Below are 20107 nucleotides of genomic sequence, written 5' to 3'. Positions count from 1 at the left end.
AGCCGGGGCACAAAAAAGCGGCCCCTCCGGAAGTGGAGGGGCCGCTTGGGAATGGGGGACTCGGGTCTGCTAGACCTCTACACGCCACCTCCCGCGACTCCTCTCGGAGACCGGATTGGGATTGGCGTTGAAGGTGAAGCGCGTCACGGCGTGAGCGGAAGGAGTCGCCCGAAGAGTAGAGAGCGGCGCGCGCAGAAGCAAGGCGGGGGCAAAAAACGCCCGGCCTCTGGCGCACGCCTACATCGCCAGAGGCGCTGCTGGGGTCCGCGCGAGCACGCGCCGGCGGGCGGCCTCGAAGCGCGCCGGGTCGCCGCCCCAGCCCGAGCCGTCCCACTCGGCCGCGCCAGCGCGAGCCGCTTCGACGCGGTCCTCGCTCAGCGGGTGCGTACCGAACCAGCGCTCGAACAGCACCGGCTGCCTCTGGCGCAGCGCGAGCAGCGTCTCGAACATGGCCGCCATGCCGTCGGGGTCGTAGTCCGCCTCGGCCATAAAGCGGAGGCCGAGCGCGTCGGCTTCGGTCTCGTCCGTGCGCGAAAACCGGGCCAGCACACCCTGCCCGATGAGTTCGGCGACGATCTCGCGGATCATGCCGGGATCGTCGCCCAGCACGAGCCCCGCGACGACGCTCAGTCCCTGCGCCTTCACCATCCGCTCCGTGCTGTGCCGCGCCACCACGTGCGCCACCTCGTGCGCGACCACGCTCGCCAGTTCCGCCTCGCTTTCCGCCGCCGCGACAAGGCCGCTGTGGATGTACACGTGCCCTCCCGGGAGCGCGAACGCGTTGACCGCCGGGTCCTCGATCACCGTAAACGTCCACGCGCGGTCGGACAGCTCGGTCTCAGCCACGAGGCTGGCGCCCATCGCGTCGGCGTACGCCTCTACCTCGGCGTCCGCCAGAGGCGCCACCTGCGCGTCGACCTCGGCGGCGAGTTGGCGGCCCAGTTCCCACTCGTCGTCCAGCGAGACGAGGTTGAGGTCGCCGCGGTTGACGCTGTTGGGGTTGCAGGTGCAGCCGGGGATGGCCGCGAAAACGAGGGCGAAGACGAAAAGGCGCACGGAAGCGGGACGGAGGGGCGCCTGCCTACGCGCGAGCCTGCGCTGGGCTTCCAGCAGAGGTGAACCCTGCGCCAGAAGCCTCGGGCGGGCTTCGGGCGGCTGCGTCCCCTACACGGCGGCGAGGCCCGAGTCGCTCCCGGAGTAAACCGCGACCCCGCCTTTCCGCCGCTCCTTCGAGGCGTACATCGCGTGGTCGGCGTCGTGGAGGACGTCCTCGTAGGAGCGGTAGGCGTCGGCGCCGAGCGCGACCCCGATGCTGGCGCCGGAGAACAACTGCAGTCCGCCGGTCAGCGCGAAGGGGGACGCGAGGGCGCCCTGAATCCGCTCCGCCATTTCCACCGCCGTCCCCTCCGCTACCATTCCGTTGAGCAGCACGGCGAACTCGTCGCCGCCGACGCGCGCCACCACGTCGGTCTCGCGCACGCACCTCAGAATCCGCTTGGCGAGCATCGCCAGAAGCTCGTCCCCGATGGCGTGGCCGTACGTGTCGTTGACCTCCTTGAACGAGTCGAGGTCGATAAAGAGGACCGCGTAGCTGTGCGACGGCGTGCGCGCGCGGAGATCGATGGCGTCCTGGACACGCTCTGCGAGGACGGCGCGCTTGGCCAGGCCCGTAAGCGCGTCGTGCGTGGCGAGGTACTGGAGTTGGAGCGTCGAGGCGCGGGCCTGCGTGACGTCCTGGATCTGCGAGATGAAGTGAACGGGCCGCCCGGCCTCGTCGCGGATGATGGAGACGTCCAACTGGGCCCAGACCGTCTCGCCTCTGGCGTCGACGTACCGCTTTTCCATCCGGTACGAGGTCTCGCGCCCGTCGATAAGGCCCTGGACCTTTTCGAGGTCCGCGTTCAGGTCGCCCGGGTGCGTGATGGTCTGAAAGTCGGCGGCCATCAGGTCCGCTTCGTCGTAGCCGAGCATCTCGCAGAGCGCCCGGTTGACGCTGACAAAGCGGCCCTCCAGAGACACGATCGCCATGCCGATGGGCGCGTTGTCCAGCGTGGCGCGGAACTGCCGCTCGCTCTTGGCCAGGCTGCGCTGGATCCGGCCCATCCGGTTCAGCATCGCGATGCCCACCCCCAGGGACACCATCATGCCGAGCAGGCCCACCACGAACCCGAGCGCGGCGCGGTCCGAGTGAACGCGCCCTTCGGCCTCGATGGCCGCCGTCATTCGGTCGGCGGCCAACCGGAGCGCCTCTACGGCCTGGAAGTCCACCGTCCCGGTCTCGCGGAGGCTCTGGTCATACACCTGCCACCGGGCCTCTACCCCCACGCCTGCCTGGGGATAGCGCGTGGTGAGCCGCTGCAGCACGGCTTCAAAGTTGTCCCGCGCGGCTTCCCACGGTTGCCCTTCGCGGATCAGCGCGGGGACGTGGAGGCTCCGGTACCGCAGGGACCCGCTTTCGTTGACGGCGGTCAGGTGCGCGCCCGCCCGCCGCTCCTCTTCCAGCGCGTACGCGAACGCGGAGACGGAGACGAGCACCAAGGCGGCGGTCAGCGACCAGAGCGCGTGCCCTCGGAACGCACGGCTCCGCGCGCGGAGCCCAAACGCGGCCATCCCGAACACGAAAGGCAGCGCGTCCAGCGCCCACAAGTGCGGGGTTTCGGCCTGTGCCGCCGCCCACGCCGCGATGCCGTGACCTCCCTGCGCCACAACCTCCACGTGAGTACCAAGAGCCGCAATCCCCACCCCGAGCGCAGCGCTTATCCACACGCTTTGATGGATGTTAGGGAGCCGCGAGCTGTTCATACGGGACATCCGGATCTCGCCAGAGGCGCGGATGCGGAGGGTGGTGGTGGGTCACCCCGCTCGTAGGCTGTGTGGGCAGAGACGGGGCTGCACTGCCTATCGGCGGCTCGCGCGCTCACCTTTAGACGCGCCGAGCCCAACCGGGGCCTCGGCAGCCCGCCGGTGCCGAGCCCGCCTCTGGCGCGGAGGCCCGCAGGCATCGTGGTCATGGCCCGGTAAGCGCAGCGGTGACGTATTGGACAGGGCACCACGCCCCCTTACATGTCCGACCGCCCCCGTCTCCTCTCACGGCGCGACGCCCTCCGCCACACTGCTGGAGTCCTCGCGCTTGGCTGCGCTGCTCCCGCCTCGCTCGCTGCGCCTCTGGCGCCAGAGGCGCCCCTCTTCCGCCTCTCCATCTTCGCGCCCGACGGCTCGCTGGTTCAGACACTCCGCCTGAGCGACGACGCCGGACGCACGCTGCGCGACGCCGGAGCACTCGGCTCCATCACGTTTCAGAGCGTGGACGGCGAGGTGGCCCACACGCACGCGACGTTCGACCTCCGCGCGGGCTGAGCCTCTGGCGCCAGAGGCCGCGCGTAGGTTCGCTGTCTCCCCGACCGTTGCCCATGCCCACACACCATTCTCTCGACTACGTCGAGTTCACCGTCCGCGACCTCGCCGAGGCCAAGCGGTTCTACGCCGACGCCTTTGGCTGGGCGTTTACCGACTACGGCCCGACGTACGCCGGCATTCAAGGCGCGGAGCGCGAGGTCGGCGGGATGGAGCAGACCGAGGCCCCGCGGGCCTCTGGCGGCGGCGCCCTCGCGATCCTCTACTCGGACGACCTGGAGGCCAGCCTGGAAGCGGTCGAGGCCTCTGGCGGGACCGTCTCGAAGGCCATCTTCAGCTTTCCCGGCGGGCGCCGCTTCCATTTTCTCGACCCCAGCGGCAACGAGCTCGCCGTGTGGACGCTCGCCTAAGACCGCCTAACAAAACCCTGTTGGCGTCATCGTGAGGAGCCCGTTCGGCTGCGCTCTGGGCAGGCTCCACGATGCGGCGATCCCGTCACTCCGCGCTCGTCTGGAAGAGATCGCGTCGCTGGCGCTCGCGATGACAACCGGATTTGTTAGGGCGTCTACGCCTCTGACGCCAGAGGCCGCGGGCCGGGAGCCTCGCAGTCCCTAGTCCCCAGTCCCCGCCTCGCCAGAGGCCGCGACTCGTCGTCACAAGGCCTGGCGAGGACGTGAGGAGGGCACAGGCGTGTCCATCCCTTATCCCTCCCGGTCAGTGGTCCTCGTCGACGGGCTCTTCCCAGACCGAGAGGCGCTCGTCGTAGGTGGTCAGGCGCTCCTCGGCCGTGTCTGGCTCTTCCAGCCGCGCGATGTGGAACAGCGCCTCGCCCTCGTAGACCAGCGGGAGCTGCGTCTTGCCGATGAGGATGCCGCTGTCGCGCGAGAGGACCGGGATAGATGTCTCGCCCAGCGGCGCCGTGATCGTGCCGATGGGCTCGCCCTCCTCCACCAGCGCGCCGATCCCGCGCGTGAGCTGGAACGTGCCGCTCTCCTCCGCGCGCGTCCACCGGCTGCTCCGCGCCAGAAGCGGCGCGGTGATGGGCGTGGGCGGGATGGCGGGCAGCATGCCGAGGTTGCGCATGACGGAGACGACGCCGCGCACGCCGATGCGAATCGCGCGCTCGTCCAGGCGGAGCGCCTCGCCGGCCTCGTAGAGCAGCACCGGCACGCCCTGCTCCAGGACCGTCTGGCGAAGCGAGCCGTCGCGGAGGTTGGAGTGCAGGATGAGCGGCACGCGGAACTGGTGCGCCATCTCGACGGCGTCCTCCTGGTCCAGCGAGACGCGGACGTGCGGGAGGTTCGTGCGGTCGACGGCGCCCGTGTGGAGGTCGATGCCGTGCGTGCTGTTGGTCACCACCTCGGACATAAACGTGTGCGCCAGCCGCGAGGCCATCGAGCCGCTGGCGGAGCCGGGGAACGAGCGGTTGAGGTCGCGCCGGTCCGGGAGGTAGCGCGAGCGCGCGGTGTAGCCGTACACGTTCACGACCGGGACCGCCAGAAGCGTCCCGCGCAGCTGCTTGAGCAGCTTGAGCCCCAGCAGCCGTCGGATGATCTCCACGCCGAGGATCTCGTCGCCGTGGATGGCGGCGGAGATGAACAGCCGCGGCCCGTCCTTCTTGCCGCGGATCACGTGGACGGGCATCGCCATCGCGGCGAGCGTGTACAGCGGCGCGATGGGCAGGCGAACGGTCGTGCGCTCGCCTCTGGCGACGGCGGTGCCGCCGATAAAAAGTGGCTCGGAGAAGGATGTGTCCATCTCGCGAGGGTACGCGCAGACCGCCCCGCGTCAAAACACCGGTCCTGCACGGCCTCTGGCGTCAGAGGCTGTATCAGAGGATGCTTTCCGGAGCCGCGAGGGCCGCGCGAGGGTGAGCGAATGACTTGGCGAACGGTGACGGGATCCATGCTAGAGGCCTGTAGACAGGGGACACCACATCTCCCCCAGCTCCATGCGTTTCTCCCTCCTCTTCCTCGCTCTTCTCGCCAGCGGCTGCGCCCAGGTAGAGCAGGTCGCTCGCGACGCCATCGGCGACGCCACGGGCCGCCCGCTCCCTGCCTCCGACGACACGCCGAGGACGTACGACACGTCGCAGGGCGAATCTGTCCGCTTCGATCTCGGAGCCGTCGCCTTCGCAGACCGCGTCGACCGGTTCAGCCCCACAGCCGATCTCAACGAGGCCTACCTCGACCCGTGGCAGGCGGTCGGCCCACCGGACTACGAGACCGGGTGCCGTTCGGGTGACGAGTGCTACGTGACGCTCACGCCCGGCGGCGTGGCCGTCTTCGAGTTCACCAACAACATCCTCTACGATGGCCCCGGCGACGACATCGCCATTTTCGAGATCGGTCCTGACGTGGAGGCCACGACGGTTGAGATCTCGGTCGACGGCCGCGACTACATCACGCTCGGCCGCGTCGAGGGATCGTCGGCGTCGCTTGACATCGCAGGTCGCGGCCCCGACGGCGCCCGCTTCCGGTTCGTGCGTCTGACGGACGACCCGAACCAGGGCGGCAGCGGCGGCTCTACGCCGGGCGCGGACATCGACGCCGTGGGCGCCATCCACGCCGAACGCCGCTAACCTCTGCTAAACAGATGCGGCCTCTGACGGACAGAATTGCCAGAGGCCGTCATCTTTTTCTGAGCGGAGAGCGCCTCTGGCGCCAGAGGCTCAGGCGTTCTCGATGCGCTTGTACTTCGCCATCACGCCGCAGTAGAGGCCGTAGGCCGCCAGCCCGAGGCCGACCGCAGCGAGCACCCACACGCCGTAGGGAGCCTGGCGGAGCGAGTCCAGCGCGGCGTCCAGGCCCATCGCCTCGCTCGCGTCCGTCTGCCACGCCGCCACTGCCAGCGACGCCCCGAGCAGGCCGTACACGACGGCCCGCGCCGCGAGGCCCGCGCGGCCCAGCCGCTCTACGTTGTGCCGCTGGTCCTGCCCGATGCCGTCGAGCGCGAGGTCCTGCATGAACTTCGCGGAGTAGGCCCGGTAGGCCTCTCGCGCGGCAAAACCCAGGAGCGCGCACGCCGCCAGCGCCACGAGCCAGCGCCCGCCCGGCAGGCCGAACGCCGTCTGCGCCTGCTCGGACGCGCCGCCGCCCTCGCCGCCGCCGCCGCTGCCCCACACCAGCCGCCCGGCCACGAACGCGAAGTAGCCGTAGGCCACCGCGCTCGCGAAGTAGCCGACGCGATGCACGAGGCCGCTGGCGTCGGTCCCGTGGTTCTCGGGATCGAGGATGGCCGTCGCGAGGCGCCAGAGGCTGTACGCGCCCAGGCCAACGGCGAGGAGCGCGAGCAGGATGCCGCCGAACGAGTTGTCGGCGACCGCACGGAGGGCGCCGGTCTGGCCTTCGGCGTCACCGCCGCTGAGGGCGGCCTGGACGGCGAGCACGCCGAGGAGAACGTAGAGCACGCCCTTAAAGGCGTAGCCGATGCGTCCGGCCGTCTCCATAGGACGGTTCGAGGCGCGAGAAGTGAGCGTAGACATAGCGAGGGAGAGAGGGATAGGGTGTACAGGTCCACTCCCCTTGTGATCCCGCCGGAGGCTTCGGACGGCTTCCCCACGCCTCTGGCGCCAGAGGCCACGCATGATGCTCTACCCAAACCGATGCCATCGCGAGCAACGCGCGGCGATCCCGGGACGCCGAGCGCTGGATCACCAGATCGTCGCCACGGGGCGCTCCCCTTGTGATCCCGCCCGCGCCTCTGGCGCCAGAGGCCGCGTCTAGCGCGCCCGGCCCGTCACCGGCTCTACGGGGTGCCCGGGGCGGACGTACATCATCCGGTAGCGCCGCCCGCTCGTGGGCTCCACGGACTTCGCGTTGGGCCGCCGGTGCTTCCGCGAGCGGTCCACGTCATAGTCGTACTCGGGGTCTACCGCGAGGCGGCTTCCACGTGGTACCCGCGGGAGCATCTTGCGGAAAAGCATTCCGTGGAGCCGGAAGCGGGCACCGTCCGCGAGCGTGCGAAACGCCACGAGGCCGAGGTCGTCGGCGTTCTCCGAGACCAGCCCGGGGTCCAGCCCGACGCGGCGGATGGCCTGCTCGCGCGTGATGCCATGGCGGTCCATGAGGCCCTGCAAGAGGCCGTCTGGTGGGAGGTCCCAGGAGTCGTCGGTCGGAGGCATGGGGCCTGCAACGCACGTACGCGCGTGAGGTTGAGCGGGCGCCACGGCGCCGCAAACGAACTGCGGCCTCTGGCGGAGTCTGTCTCGCCAGAGGCCGCGAATCGTAGTTGAGAGTGCCTCACGCCTGCCTGTTGGGGATCTGCCCAGCCTCTGGCGCGAGAGGCTAGAGTGAGGTGCCTCCTAGCCGGTGTCATCGCGAGCGCAGCGCGGCGATCTCGTGACGCCGAGCGCGGGCCACCAGATCGCCGCGTCGCTGTGCTCCTCGCGATGACACCGATCTGGGAAGCCCCGGTTTAGGGAGGCCTCTGGCGCTACGCTTCGCCCGCAGGCGCCAGCGGCACGCCTCTGGCGTCCACCGCTGCGCCAGAGGCCTCTGGCGCAGCCGCGCCCGCCGGGACGGTCGAGAGCGACACGCCGCCGCCAGAGGCGGCGTCGATGACGACCGTGTCGCCCTCGCGGACGAGCCCGCCGAGGATCTGCTCGGCCAGCTTGTTGGCCACCTGACGCTGCAGCACGCGCTTGAGCGGGCGCGCGCCGAAGACCGGGTCGAAGCCCTCGCGCGCGAGTTCGTCCTTCGCCGCGTCGGTCAGGACGAGGTGGATGCCCTGGCGCTGCGCCATCTGCTTCGTGCGGCCAAACTGGATCTCGACGATGTGCCGGATCTGCTCGCGGCCGAGCGGGCGGAAGACGACGATCTCGTCCACGCGGTTGAGAAACTCGGGGCGGAGCTGCCCTTTGAGCCGGTCGAACAGCTCGGTCCGGAGTGTCTCCATCTCGTTCTCCGTCATCGTGCCCTCGCCAGAGGCCTCGGCGGTCTCCATCTTGCGCTTGATGAGGTCGGAGCCCAGGTTGCTCGTCATGATGATGAGCGTGTTCGTGAAGTCGACCGTGCGGCCCTTGGAGTCGGTCAGGCGGCCGTCATCGAGCACTTGCAGGAGGACGTTGAACACCTCGGGGTGCGCCTTCTCGAACTCGTCCAGAAGCACGACCGAGTACGGCTTGCGCCGGACGGCCTCGGTGAGCTGCCCGCCCTCGTCGTAGCCGACGTAGCCGGGAGGCGCGCCGATGAGGCGGCTGACGGTGTGGCGCTCCTGGTACTCGCTCATGTCGATCCGCACGATCGCGCCTTCGTCGTCGAACAGCTGCTCGGCGAGGGCCTTGGCGAGTTCGGTTTTGCCGACGCCCGTCGTGCCCAGGAAGATGAACGAGCCCAGCGGACGGCTGGCCTCTTGCAAGCCCGCACGCGCACGGCGCACGGCGTTGCTCACGGCCTCGACCGCTTCGCGCTGACCGACCACTCGGGCCTCCAACGCCTCTTCCATGCCGAGAAGCTTTTCCTTCTCGGTCTCCAGCATCCGGCTCACCGGAATGCCCGTGGACCGCGCGATCACATCCGCGATGTCCTCGGCGTCGACCTCCTCCTTGAGCATCGCGCCAGAGGCCTGCACCTCGGCCAGCTTGCCTGTGGCCTCGGTGATCTGGGTCTCCAGCTCCGGGATCTGTCCGTAGCGGATCTCGGCCACGCGGCCGAAGTCGCCGTGGCGCTCCAGGTCGGCGGCCTCGGTCTTGAGCGCGTCGATCCCCGCCTTGGCCTCCTTGATGATGGTGACCAGGTCGCGCTCCTGCTCGTACTTGGCGCGGAGCCGGTCGCGCTCCTCCTCCAGATCGGCCAGGCGGCGCGTGATGTCGGCCTCTTGCGCCACATCGCCCTCGCGCTTGACGGCTTCTCGCGCGATCTCCTGCGTGCGGATCTCGCGCTCCACCTGATCGAGTTCCTCTGGCGTCGAGTCGATCTCAATGCGCAGGCGGCTCGCGGCCTCGTCGATGAGGTCGATGGCCTTGTCCGGAAGAAAGCGGTTGGAGATGTAGCGGTCGCTCAGTTCGGCCGCGGCGACGATCGCGCCGTCGGTGATGCGGACGCCGTGGTGCACCTCGTAGCGGTCCTGAATGCCGCGCAGGATCGCGATGGTATCGGGGACCGAGGGCTCGCCCACAAGCACCATCTGGAAGCGGCGCTCCAGCGCCTTGTCCTTCTCGAAGTACTTCTGGTACTCGTCCAGCGTCGTCGCGCCGATCGCGCGGAGTTCGCCTCTGGCGAGCGCGGGCTTGAGGATGTTGGCGGCGTCCATCGCGCCGTCGCCGCCACCCGCGCCGACGAGCGTGTGGATCTCGTCGATAAAGAGGATGATCTCGCCCTCCGCCTGGGTGACTTCCTTGACGACGGCCTTGAGGCGGTCCTCGAACTCGCCGCGGTACTTCGCGCCCGCGATGAGCGCGCCCATGTCGAGCGCCATGATGGTCTTGCTTTTGAGCCCCTCGGGCACGTCGCCTTCCATGATGCGGATCGCGAGGCCCTCGGCGATGGCGGTCTTGCCCACGCCGGGCTCACCGACCAGAACCGGGTTGTTCTTCGTCCGGCGCGAGAGGATCTGGAGCACGCGGCGGATCTCGTCGTCGCGCCCGATCACGGGGTCGATCTTGCCCTTGCGCGCGGCCTCATTCAGGTCGCGGGCGTAGCGGTTCAGGGCGTCGTACTTGCTCTCGGCGTACGGATCGGTCACGCGCTGGCCGCCGCGCACGCCCTGCAGCGCCTCGAGCAGCCGCGCCTTCGTCACGTTCTGCGCGCGCAGCGCGTCGCCAGAGGCCCCCTGGCTCTCGGAGAGCGCCACGAGGAGGTGCTCGACGGCGACGTACTCGTCGCCCAGTCCGTCGGCCTCTTTCTTGGCCGCGTCGAAGACCGGGCCGATGTCGGCGCCGAGGTACGTGCCCTGCACGCTCGCGCCGCTCACCTTGGGGAGCTTCCCTAGCGCGTCGTCGGTCTTGGTGGTGATGTAGTCGAGGTTGGCGCCGAGCGTCTGGAGCAGGGTCGTCGCCAGCCCGCCCTCGTCCTGGAGGAGCGCCTTGAGAAGGTGGGGCGGTTCGAGCCCCTGGTTGGTGTTCGCCTGCGCGATCTCGATGGCCGACTGGACGGCCTCTTGCGCCTTGACGGTGTAGTTCTGGAGGTTCATATCGGGGTTCAATGGGTGGCCGCTGGCGCCAGAGGCGCGGGCCACCATGTATCGAAATCCAGGCCGCTGGCGGGACTCCTGCCCGCATGACAGCCGTTATTGTTCCAGGACGGGAGTGCCAAGCCCGTGCCGGCGGCGGCGGACCGCCACGGTGGCAGACGGTCGGCGCGGCGGGCGGTTTCGCGGCCTCTGGCGCCAGAGGCGTGGTCTCCTTCGCGCGCCGGAGGCCGCTGCTCGGTTTGTGTGGGCGCTTCTCAGGTGACACAAACGGCAGGATCTGAGCCTACACGCTTCAGGATTGTCGCCATCCGGCGATACCGCTGACTCGGATCTCCCCTACGACTTCGTGCCTTCCGACAGCTCCTCCGCTCACCTCGCCAAACTCCTCACCTTCCGTTGGCTGTTGCTGCTCGGCGGGTTCTCGACTCTGGGGTTCTGGTGGCTGTACCGGTACGTCGGGCCGAGCGAGTACGACGTGCTCTGGCTTCGGGTCGTGATGGCCTCGCCGTTCTTCCTGATTTTGGGCGGGACGTACGTCAGCGACTGGGTGCGGAGAAAGGTGTGGGGGCTCAGCCTGGGCGCGGGCGCGCTCATGAATGGGTACTTCTCCACCCTGGCCGTGCTGGCCGGGCTCACGGAGGCCTGGACCATCGCCATCCCGACGGCGACGATCGCGACCGTTCTCGGCCTCGCGCCCTACGCCAGGACGCGCGGGCAGGTCTGGACCGCCGCCGCGATCAACGTCGCGGCGTCCGCGATCCCCCTCGTGGTGCTGGGAGCGGACCCGAACCAGTCGGCGCTGATCCTCTCCTACACCAGCCTTCTCGCCGTCCTGGTCTCCGTCGCGGGTCTGGCACAGGTCCGAACGCGCCACGCGTACCGCACGCAGCGCGATGCCGCCGCGGAGCAGTCCCAGCTGCTGCGGACCATCGTGGACACCATCCCGGACTTCATCTTTGTCAAGGACAAAGAGGGACGGGCGCTGCTCCGCAACCTCGCCAACACGCGCGCCTTCGGGTTCGAGAACCCCGACGACCTCGTGGGCCTGACCGAGCACGAGGCGTTCCCGCACGACGAGCTGGCGGCGAAGTACCACGCCGACGACATGCAGGTGATCGCCTCTGGCGAGCCGATGTTCGACATCGAGGAGCCCATCCTTATCGATGGGGAGGAACGGTGGCTTTTGACCACGAAGGTGCCGCTTCGGGACGCCAGCGGCGCCGTCGTGGGACTTGTGGGCACGGCCCGGGACATCACCGCCATGAAGGCCGCCGAGGCCGACCTCGTGGCCGCTCGCGACGAGGCGCAGGCCGGGCAACGCCTGATCCGTGCCGTCGTGGACGCCATCCCGATGCACGTCTACGTCAAGGACCGCGAGGGGAAGTGCACGCTCCGCAACGCGCACAGCGCCACGCGGATGGGCTTCACGAACCCCGAGGACGCCGTCGGGCTCTCCGTGTTCGACACGTCCGAGGACCCCGAGATCGCGGCCGAGTACTGGCGGCAGGAGGACCGCGTGATGGCCTCTGGCGAGCCCGAGATCGACCACGAGGAGCCGTACGCGTTCGGCGGCGAGACGGGGTGGATCGCCTCGTCCCGCGTGCCGGTCCAGGACGAGAACGGGGACGTGGTGGCCCTGGTGGGCATCACGCGGGACATCACGGCCCAGAAGACGGCCCGCACGGCGATGGAGAAGCAGCAGCGCCTGCTCAACACCATCATCGACGCGATCCCGGACCCGATCTACGTCAAGGACCGCGCCGGCAAAACGCTGCTCCGCAACCAAGCGTCGCTCAACGCGCTCGGCCTCAAAAGCAAGGAGGAGGGGACGAACCTCTCCGTGTTCGATATCGCCTCGCCAGAGGACGCGGAGAAGTACTGGGCGGACGAGCGGCGCGTGATGGAAACGGGCGTGCCGATCCTCAACCTCGTCCAGCCGTCCATCTACGTCACCGGCCACACGGTCATGACCACGAAGGTGCCGCTGCGGGGCGCGGACAATGAGATCATCGGCCTCGTGGGCATCTCGCGCGACATCTCCGCGCAGCAGGACGCGCAGGCCGCGCTCCGCACCAGCGAGGAGCGCCTCCGCTCCATCCTGGACGCCGCGCCCGACGCCATCCTCACGCTGGACGAGAACGACACCGTCCTGGACGCCAACGCGGCGGTGGAGCGGATCATGGGCTTCTCGCCAGAGGCCCTCCGCGGCAACCGCCTCTCCGATTACATCGTGCCCGAGCGCTTCCGCGAGGAGCACCGCGACAAGCTCCTGCGGTTCGCCCAGGAAGGCATCACGGGCTCGCTGACGCAGCGGTTGGAGCTTCCTACCCTCACGGCCTCTGGCGAGGAGATTGTGACCGAGGTCACGTTCCGACCCCTGCGGTTCGGCAAGGGCCGCGCGCTGTTCACGATGTACATCCGCGACGTGCGCGTGTACAAGGCCGCCGAGGCGGCGCTCGTCCAGGCCAAGGAAGCCGCCGAGGCGGCGACAACGGCCAAGAGCGAGTTCCTGGCCAACATGAGCCACGAGATCCGCACGCCGATGAACGGCGTGATCGGGATGACGAGTCTCCTCGTGGAGACCGACTTGGACAGCGAGCAGACGGAGTTCGTGGACACCATCCGGGCCTCTGGCGAGGCGCTGCTGACCATCATCAACGACATCCTGGACTTCTCGAAGATCGAGGCCGGGATGCTGGACATGGAGAAGGCGCCGTTCGACGTGCGGCAGTGCGTCGAGGAGGCGCTAGACCTGGTCGCCAAGCCCGCCGCCGAGAAAGGGATCGAGCTCGCGTACCTCATCGACGAGGGAACGCCGGTGTCGGTCCTCGGCGACATCACGCGCGTGCGCCAAGTGCTCGTCAACCTGCTTTCCAACGCCGTCAAGTTCACGCACGACGGCGGCGTCTGCGTGCGCGTAAGCGGCGAGCCGCCGGACGCCCAGCCGCCAGCGGCCTGCACGCTCCGCTTTGCCGTGGAGGACACCGGCGTGGGGATCGCCGAGGACGCGCTTGAAGGCGTCTTTGGCGCCTTTACCCAGGCCGATGCCTCCACCACCCGGGAGTACGGCGGCACGGGGCTCGGCCTCGCCATCTGCCGCCGCCTGACGGAGATGATGGGCGGCACGCTCCGCGCCGAGAGCGAGGTCGGCGTGGGGAGCACGTTCTCGTTCTCCATCGAGACCGAGGTGGCCCCCGGCCTTCGCCGCGTGTTCCAGCGCCCGGACCAGCCGCACCTCACCGGCCGCCGCGTGCTGATCGTGGACGACAACGTGGTCAACCGCGAGATCCTCCTCCGCCTCTCGCGGAAGTGGGGCATGACGCCTCTGGCGGTGCCCTCCGGCCCTGACGCGCTCCGCGCCCTCGACAACGAGGAGCCGTTCGACCTCGCGCTGCTGGACATGCAGATGCCCGAGATGGACGGCCTGGACCTCGCGACGATCATGTCGGCCCGGCCGGGCCCGACGCCCGTCATGATGCTCCTCACGTCGATCAACCGGAAGGTGTCGCTCCGCGAGCGCGCGGAGGAGATCGGCGTCGCGCGCGTGCTCTACAAGCCCCTCAAGCCCTCCGTTCTCTACCACGCCCTCGTCGACGTGTTCGCTTCTACCCCTTCCGCCTCCCTGGAGGCCTCCCCCACCGCCTCGCCAGAGGCCGCCACGGTGGACACCACCCTCCGTGTGCTCATCGCGGAGGACAACGCCATCAACCAGCGCGTGGCGCTGCGCACGCTCGGCCGCCTGGGCCTCACCGCCGACGCGGTCGCGAACGGCGCCGAGGCGCTCGCCGCGCTCCACGCCCGCCCGTACGACGTCGTCCTGATGGACATCCAGATGCCGGAAATGGACGGCCTGGAAGCCACGCGGCGCCTGCGCCAGGAGCTTCCCGAGGAGCGCCAGCCTTACGTCGTCGCGCTGACCGCCAACGCCATGCAGGGCGACCGGGAGGCATGCCTGGAGGCGGGCGCGAACGAGTACGTCTCCAAGCCCATCGCGCACGCCGCGCTGGTCTCCGCCCTCGGTGCAGCCACGCGCCTTGGCGACCCGCCTCCGGCGCCAGAGGCCGGCCCGAACCCGGACGTGCTGGAGCTGGTGCAGGACATGCGCGCACGCCTGTTGGAGCAGATCGGCGAGGACGACCCGGAGTTCATGCGCGAGTTGGTCGGGGCGTTCTCTGAGCGCGTCGGCGGGACGGTCGAGAACCTGCGGGCGTCGGTCGCGGCGGGCTCGCGCGAGGGCATCGGCGACGCGGCGCACTCGCTCCGCGGCGTGGCCCTCGCAATGGGCATGGACCGCCTGGCGTCGGTCGCGACGGCCATGGACGAGGGCTCGCGCGGGGAGGCGCCCGTGCCGTTCATGAAGCACATGGTGGCGCTGGACTGCGAGATGGCGCGCGTCCGCCTCGCGTTGGCCGTCCTGCTGGAGCCCGACGCCGCTGGCGCGGGACCTGCCGTGAGCGCCGCGCCGCAATCCCTCTAGCGGGCGACGCCAGAGGCCTCTGGCGCCGGGCAGCGCGCCGTGGGTAGCCTCCGGGCGCACCCACCCCGCCCGCGTTGTCCGACCCCGTCCGCATCGCCATCTGGAGCGGCCCGCGAAACATCTCGACGGCGCTGCTCCGCGCCTGGGGCAGCCGCGCCGATACCGCCGTGACCGACGAGCCGCTCTACGCGGCGTACCTCGCGGCGACGGGCAAGGAGCACCCCGGCCGCGCCGCGATCCTGGCTTCTCAACCGACGGACTGGGAAACCGTCGCCGAGCACCTGACGGGCCCCGCGCCTCTGGCGCCAGAGGCCTCGGACGACGCCCCCGCGCTCTGGGTGCAGAAGCACATGGCGCACCACCTCCTCCCGCACATGGGCCGCGCGTGGCTGGACGGCTTCCGCCACGCGTTCCTCATCCGCGAGCCCGCCGCGATGCTGGCCTCGCTCGCGAAGGTGCTCCCGGACGCACGGCTGGAGGACACCGGCCTGCCACAGCAGGTCGAGTTGTTCGAGCGCACCACCGACCGTCTGGGCCACGCGCCGCCGGTCCTCGATGGCCGCGCCGTCCGCGCCGCGCCTGAGCCCTCACTCCGCGCGCTTTGCGCCGCGATCGGCGTGCCGTGGGACTCGGCCATGCTCCGCTGGGCGCCCGGCCCGCGCGCGACCGACGGCGTCTGGGGGCCGATCTGGTACGAGCGCCTCTACGAAACGACGGGCTTCGAGCCGCCAGAGGCCGAGCGCGAGGCCGTCGTGCCTGAGCCTCTGGCGCCGGTTCTGGAGGCCGCGCGGCCGTTGTACGAACGCCTGGCGGCGTTCCAGATCGGGTAGCCTCTGGCGCCAGAGGCGGGGGGCGCGGCGGTTAGGTGGGACAAGGCTGCGGGCGAGGCGAGCCTCGCCCCTACAGGCGGTGCCCGTCGCGGCGCCCTGGGTCTAGAGCGTCCCACCGCATCGGGTTCTCAGCGATGTACCGGCGGATGTTCTCGGCCTCCCGGTCAGAACGGACCACGCGGTCGTAGTACCCGCGTTGCCAGACGCGAGTCGTCAGGTAGAGCCTCTGAGCGTGCCGGGACACTGCGGATTTGTACTGGCCGATCACGGCCCCCAGCGTCCCAGGCAGCGGGGTCCGACGCGTCTCTGGCGCCAGAGGCGGAAGACGGGAGGGCAAAAGAGCGAGCAGCATGTGGACGTGATCCGGCATCACGACGAACAGATCTGCGTGCAGGTGCTCGTACCTCTGGCACGTCCGCTCCCACTCGTCGTGCGCGAGATCGCCCAGTTCGGATCGGACCATCTCGCCAGAGGCCACCTCTCCGAATAGCCTCTGGCGGCCGTGGCAGCAGACGGTCACGAAGTAAGTCCCGTCGGCGTACGTATGCTCTCGGAGGCGGACGGACCGGCGCTGGCGCATGCGTCTGGCTGGGCAAATCTGCCGTCATAGACACGACACCGATCCCCGCCTAACGCTCCACCCACCACCCATCCCACCGTAGGGGCGAGGCTTGCCTCGCCCGTTCCGGGTCCACCGCCCGTTCCGGGTCCACCGCCCGTTCCGGGTCCACCGCCCGTTCCGGGTCCACCGCCCGTTCCGGGTCCACCGCCCGTTCCCGGTACACCGTCCGTTCCCGCCGCCGTCCGGCCCCCGCCGCCGTCCGGCCCCGCCTCTGGCGCCAGAGGCGCAGGAGCAAGCCATCGCGGTCGGTCGGTGGGCGAGGCGAGCCTCGCCCCTACGGAGTTATGGCCCGTCCCACTCGGGCGGGCCGAGTTCCTCCACGACCGTCACCAGTCCGTCGGCCACCTCGGTGACCGTGACGCGGACGGCGCGCGCGGGGTGGTTGTCGTCGCCAGAGGCCAGCGCGTCCAGGTCGTCGCCGACGCGGCGGAGCGCGGGGACGGGGCCGGTGTGCAAGTGGTGGGCCACGCGGCGCCTCTGGCGGAGATGCTCCAAGCGCTCGCGGCGCAGGCGGCCGCGGTGGATCCGCACGGCGGCAGCCGCGAGGCCCGAGACCGCGAGAAGCGCGGCCAGCATCTGCAGCCACCGCACCTGCCACCACGCGGGCACAACCGTCACGGCCACTTCCACAGGCTCCGGGTTGAACACGCCGTCGCGGTTGGCGCCGCGCACCTCGAACACGTACTCGCCCGGCGGAACGCGGGTGTAGACCGCGAAAGGCTGGCGGCCGTTCGTCTCGCGCCAGTCCGCCTCGTAGCCGCGCAGGCGGTACTCGTAGCGGTTCTGCTCCGGGTTGCGGAAATCCAGGCTCGCGAACTCGAAGCGGAGGAAGTTCTCGTCGTGCCCTACGCGGAGGCGGTCGCCGGACTCGACGAGGCCAGGCTGCGCCACGTCGCCGGCGCGGACGCCGGAGATGACGACGGGCGCGATCTCGCCGGTCGGCGCGAGGCGGTCCGGGTGGAAGTACGTCAGCCCGTGCGGGCCGCCGACGTACATCGTGCCGTCGCGGCCGCGGTGGTAGGCCATGAAGTCGAACTCGTTGCTCGCGAGGCCGTCCGCGACGGTGTAGACCGAGACGGCGCCAGAGGCCACGTCCAGGCTCGCGAGGCCCGCGTTGGTCGTCATCCAGAGGCGGCCGTTGCCGTCGGCGAGGAGGCCGTAGATGGTGTTGTTGGGCAGGCCGTCGGCGGTGGTCACGCGGCGCCACGTCTCGGCCTCGGCGTCGAACTTCGCGAGGCCGCCGCCGACGGTCCCGGCCCAGAGCGAGCCCCTGGCGTCCTCGGCGACCGTCCACACGATGTCGGCACCGAGGCTGGTGGAGTCGCCCGGGACGTGGCGGAAGCAGTCCAGCGCGCGGATCTCGCCCAGCACGCCGGGCGCGAAGCGGCACAAGCCGCCGTCGGTCCCGACCCACATCTGGCCCGTGCTGTCCTCGAACGCGACGTTGGTGTGCGTGGACGGCAGCCCGTCGCCAGAGGCCGTGAAGCCCCGCCACTCGCCGGTCACCTCGGGGCGCACGGCCAGGCCATCGCTCGCGCCGACCCAGAGACGCCTCTGGCGGTCCTGCATCACGTAGCGGATGGGTACGCTCGGCGCGTCGGAGCCGCCGAAGAGCGCGCCGTTGAAGCCGGCCTCGCGCGCGAACTGGCCGCTTGCGGGATCGAAGCGGAACAGCCCCTGGCGCTTGCCGCCCACCCAGAGCGTGCCCGCGGCGTCCTCGTAGACCCACCAGAAGGCGCTCGGGAAGGCCTCGCCCGGGGCGCCGTCGCGGCGGTAGACGGTGACCTCGCCGGTCTCGCGGTTCAGCTTGTGCAGTCCGTCGTTCGTCGCGATCCACACCAACCCATCGCGGGACTGGTGGATGCCGTTAGCGCCAGAGGCCAGCCCGCCGGGGCCTCGCTCGACGACCTGGAACGCGCCGGTCTCCGGCGGGCGCCAGCGGCCGAGGCCCAGCGCGGTCCCGATCCAGACCGAGCCCTGCGCGTCGCGGTAGAACGTGCGGACGGTCGCGGAGGGCAGGCTGCGCGGGTCGGCGGGGTCGGGGCGGTAGAAGCGGGACTCGCCGGTTTCCGGGTCCACCTCCAGGATGCCGTCGGCCTCGGTCGCGATCCACACGCTCCCGCTCGTGGCGATCGCGTTGCGCGAGCCGCCGCTCATGCGCACGCCGGGCCAGACCTCGGCGCGCGTCCACGTGCCGCCGTCTTCGGTGTAGAGCGCGAGCCCCTCGGGCGTGTCTCCGAACGCGACGCCTCTGGCGCCCGGGACCGCGCGCGTCCACGAGACGGCCATGGCCTCGCACGTCCGCGTGGCCTCGTCGATGCGGCAGACGCCCGCCGCGCCGTCCGTGCCGATGCCGGTGAGGTGCGCCCAGAGCGAGCCTCTGGCGTCGCGGAAAAGGGCGAGCGCGCCCGGCTGGTTTTCCGGGATGGGCCGGACGCGGACGGGCTCGAAGGCGCCAGAGGCGGCATCGCGGGTGCACAGCCCGCCGTTGCGCGTCGCGGTCCAGAGCGTGCCGTCGGCGCCCCCTGCGAGCGCGGTGACCTCGCGGCCACAGGCGCCGTCCAGGTCGCCCGGCGCGCCGGGCGCGATGGAGAACGTCTCGGTCCGGCGGTTCAGCCGCGCGAGGCCGTCCGTCGTCCCGACCCAAAGCGTGCCGCCCGCGTCCTCGGCGAGGGCCGTGACGCGGTTGCCGGGCAGCGCGGTGCTGTCGTCCGGCACGTAGCGGTAGGCGGCGAAGCGGGCGCCGTCGTAGCGGTTCAGCCCGTCCTCGGTCCCGAACCACAGGTAGCCCTGCCGGTCCTGCACGACGGCGTTGACGATGCTCTGCGAGAGGCCGTCCTCCGTCCCGAGCCGGTCGAAGCGCGCGCCGGGCTGGGCGCTCGCGCCAGAGGCGGCGAGGAGGGCGAGGAGCAGGAGCGCGCGGACGGTCACGCCCGAAGGTAGCCGGTGCGCGGATGCGGCGGCTCAGGCCTCTGGCGCCAGAGGCTCAGTTCCGGATCGGGATGCTGAAGGAGTACACCACGCTCCGCGTGCCCGGCGCGTCGTTCGTGATGCGGACGCTGGCTCCTGCGCTGCTCACGCGGCCGGGCACGTCGGAGGTGCGCGGAGCGATGAAGCGGACCTTCGGCCCGTCCGAACGCCCCTCGACGGGGAGCGTGTACGGCATCCCCCAGAGGTAACGGAAGCTCGTGTCGAGGCTGTCCGTGATGACGACGTGGATCAGCGTCGTGTCCCCCACCGCCACGGTATCGGGGTCGAGCGTGAGGCGGACCACGCGGGTCTGCGGGCCGCCGCCGGTGCTCGGCGGCGCCGTCGCGGGCGGGCCGATGTCGCAGGCGACGAGCGCGGCGGCGAGGAAGAGGACGGCGGCGAACAGCTTCACGGATGTGCGGGGGGATCTGCCCCAGAATACAGCCTCTGGCGCCAGAGGCTCTGGGCGGAAAGCTGCGGCATCCTGAACGCACCCCCTGAAAAACACGCCTGCGACGGCGGTTTTTCTGTTCCCCTCGGAGAGAGGGACAGTGGACACCAAGCACGCATCCCGGACCGCGTTGGCTCGGTGTCTCGCCAGAGACTGGACTTGGATTGTCCCCCTGAATCAGGGGGACAGCTTTGCGACCGAAGGGGAGCAAAGCGGGGTCCACCCGAAGCGCAGCGCCCCGACCCAGCGCCGGCCCCGAACGCCGGGCCTCT

General features: G+C 70.3%; 15 protein-coding genes. 6 read left to right on the top strand and 9 right to left on the bottom strand.

Annotated elements, in window-relative coordinates; all coding sequences use genetic code 11:
- Window positions 1-237: 237 nt before the first annotated feature.
- Both BSZ36_RS16405 and BSZ36_RS16400 read right to left on the bottom strand, forming a co-directional pair.
- On the bottom strand, window positions 238-1056 hold the full coding sequence (locus tag BSZ36_RS16405) for a M48 family metalloprotease (protein WP_094550913.1): 819 nt from the start codon (window positions 1054-1056) through the stop codon (window positions 238-240).
- 108 nt (window positions 1057-1164) lie between these two features.
- Entirely contained in the window at window positions 1165-2766 is a 1602-nt protein-coding gene (locus BSZ36_RS16400) for a GGDEF domain-containing protein (RefSeq protein WP_179271237.1), read from the bottom strand.
- Window positions 2767-3063: 297 nt separating this feature from the next.
- On the opposite strand from BSZ36_RS16400, the gene BSZ36_RS16395 reads away from it, so the two are divergent.
- The gene (locus BSZ36_RS16395; protein WP_094550909.1) at window positions 3064-3357 is read left to right on the top strand and encodes a hypothetical protein; all 294 of its coding nucleotides are present in this window, start codon (window positions 3064-3066) and stop codon (window positions 3355-3357) included.
- Between the two features lie 53 nt (window positions 3358-3410).
- The gene (locus BSZ36_RS16390; RefSeq protein WP_094550907.1) at window positions 3411-3764 is read left to right on the top strand and encodes a VOC family protein; all 354 of its coding nucleotides are present in this window, start codon (window positions 3411-3413) and stop codon (window positions 3762-3764) included.
- Window positions 3765-4068: 304 nt separating this feature from the next.
- On the opposite strand, the gene BSZ36_RS16385 is transcribed toward BSZ36_RS16390, so the two are convergent.
- On the bottom strand, window positions 4069-5112 hold the full coding sequence (locus BSZ36_RS16385) for a succinylglutamate desuccinylase/aspartoacylase family protein (protein WP_094550905.1): 1044 nt from the start codon (window positions 5110-5112) through the stop codon (window positions 4069-4071).
- Between the two features lie 193 nt (window positions 5113-5305).
- On the opposite strand from BSZ36_RS16385, the gene BSZ36_RS16380 reads away from it, so the two are divergent.
- Window positions 5306-5935 carry a hypothetical protein gene (locus tag BSZ36_RS16380; RefSeq protein WP_094550903.1) on the top strand — a complete coding sequence of 210 codons (630 nt, stop codon included), beginning with the start codon at window positions 5306-5308 and terminating at the stop codon, window positions 5933-5935.
- A 90-nt stretch (window positions 5936-6025) separates the two neighbouring features.
- Here BSZ36_RS16380 and BSZ36_RS16375 read toward each other — a convergent pair whose 3' ends face one another.
- Window positions 6026-6838: a DUF1206 domain-containing protein gene (locus tag BSZ36_RS16375; RefSeq protein WP_179271236.1), complete on the bottom strand. Its 813-nt coding sequence runs from the start codon at window positions 6836-6838 to the stop codon at window positions 6026-6028.
- Between the two features lie 100 nt (window positions 6839-6938).
- Between BSZ36_RS16375 and BSZ36_RS19535 the strand changes: the two genes are divergently transcribed.
- The gene (locus tag BSZ36_RS19535; protein WP_179271235.1) at window positions 6939-7079 is read left to right on the top strand and encodes a hypothetical protein; all 141 of its coding nucleotides are present in this window, start codon (window positions 6939-6941) and stop codon (window positions 7077-7079) included.
- Here BSZ36_RS19535 and BSZ36_RS16370 read toward each other — a convergent pair.
- On the bottom strand, window positions 7076-7477 hold the full coding sequence (locus tag BSZ36_RS16370; RefSeq protein WP_094550899.1) for a hypothetical protein: 402 nt from the start codon (window positions 7475-7477) through the stop codon (window positions 7076-7078). The genes BSZ36_RS19535 and BSZ36_RS16370 overlap by 4 nt on opposite strands.
- Before the next feature lie 311 nt (window positions 7478-7788).
- Window positions 7789-10485, bottom strand: a complete 2697-nt coding sequence (gene clpB, locus BSZ36_RS16365) for an ATP-dependent chaperone ClpB (protein WP_094551395.1) — start codon at window positions 10483-10485, stop codon at window positions 7789-7791.
- Between the two features lie 346 nt (window positions 10486-10831).
- On the opposite strand from clpB, the gene BSZ36_RS16360 reads away from it, so the two are divergent.
- Together BSZ36_RS16360 and BSZ36_RS16355 are read left to right on the top strand one after the other, a co-directional pair.
- The gene (locus tag BSZ36_RS16360; protein WP_143536940.1) at window positions 10832-14962 is read left to right on the top strand and encodes a PAS domain-containing protein; all 4131 of its coding nucleotides are present in this window, start codon (window positions 10832-10834) and stop codon (window positions 14960-14962) included.
- Window positions 14963-15036: 74 nt separating this feature from the next.
- On the top strand, window positions 15037-15792 hold the full coding sequence (locus BSZ36_RS16355) for a sulfotransferase-like domain-containing protein (protein WP_094550895.1): 756 nt from the start codon (window positions 15037-15039) through the stop codon (window positions 15790-15792).
- Between the two features lie 70 nt (window positions 15793-15862).
- Here BSZ36_RS16355 and BSZ36_RS16350 read toward each other — a convergent pair whose 3' ends face one another.
- The 3 genes from BSZ36_RS16350 to BSZ36_RS16335 all read right to left on the bottom strand — a co-directional run bounded on the left by BSZ36_RS16350 (window position 15863) and on the right by BSZ36_RS16335 (window position 19796).
- Complete coding sequence (locus BSZ36_RS16350) at window positions 15863-16372, bottom strand: transposase (RefSeq protein WP_094550893.1); 510 nt, start codon at window positions 16370-16372, stop codon at window positions 15863-15865.
- A gap of 324 nt (window positions 16373-16696) precedes the next feature.
- Window positions 16697-19345, bottom strand: a complete 2649-nt coding sequence (locus tag BSZ36_RS16340; RefSeq protein WP_094550890.1) for a ligand-binding sensor domain-containing protein — start codon at window positions 19343-19345, stop codon at window positions 16697-16699.
- Window positions 19346-19400: 55 nt separating this feature from the next.
- Window positions 19401-19796, bottom strand: a complete 396-nt coding sequence (locus BSZ36_RS16335) for a hypothetical protein (protein ID WP_094550888.1) — start codon at window positions 19794-19796, stop codon at window positions 19401-19403.
- Between the last annotated feature and the right edge of the window lie 311 nt (window positions 19797-20107).

Origin of the sequence: Rubricoccus marinus, assembly GCF_002257665.1 — a bacterium.
GTDB classification, from domain to species: Bacteria; Bacteroidota; Rhodothermia; order Rhodothermales; family Rubricoccaceae; genus Rubricoccus; species Rubricoccus marinus.
This window is presented reverse-complemented; position numbering and strand designations above follow the sequence as displayed.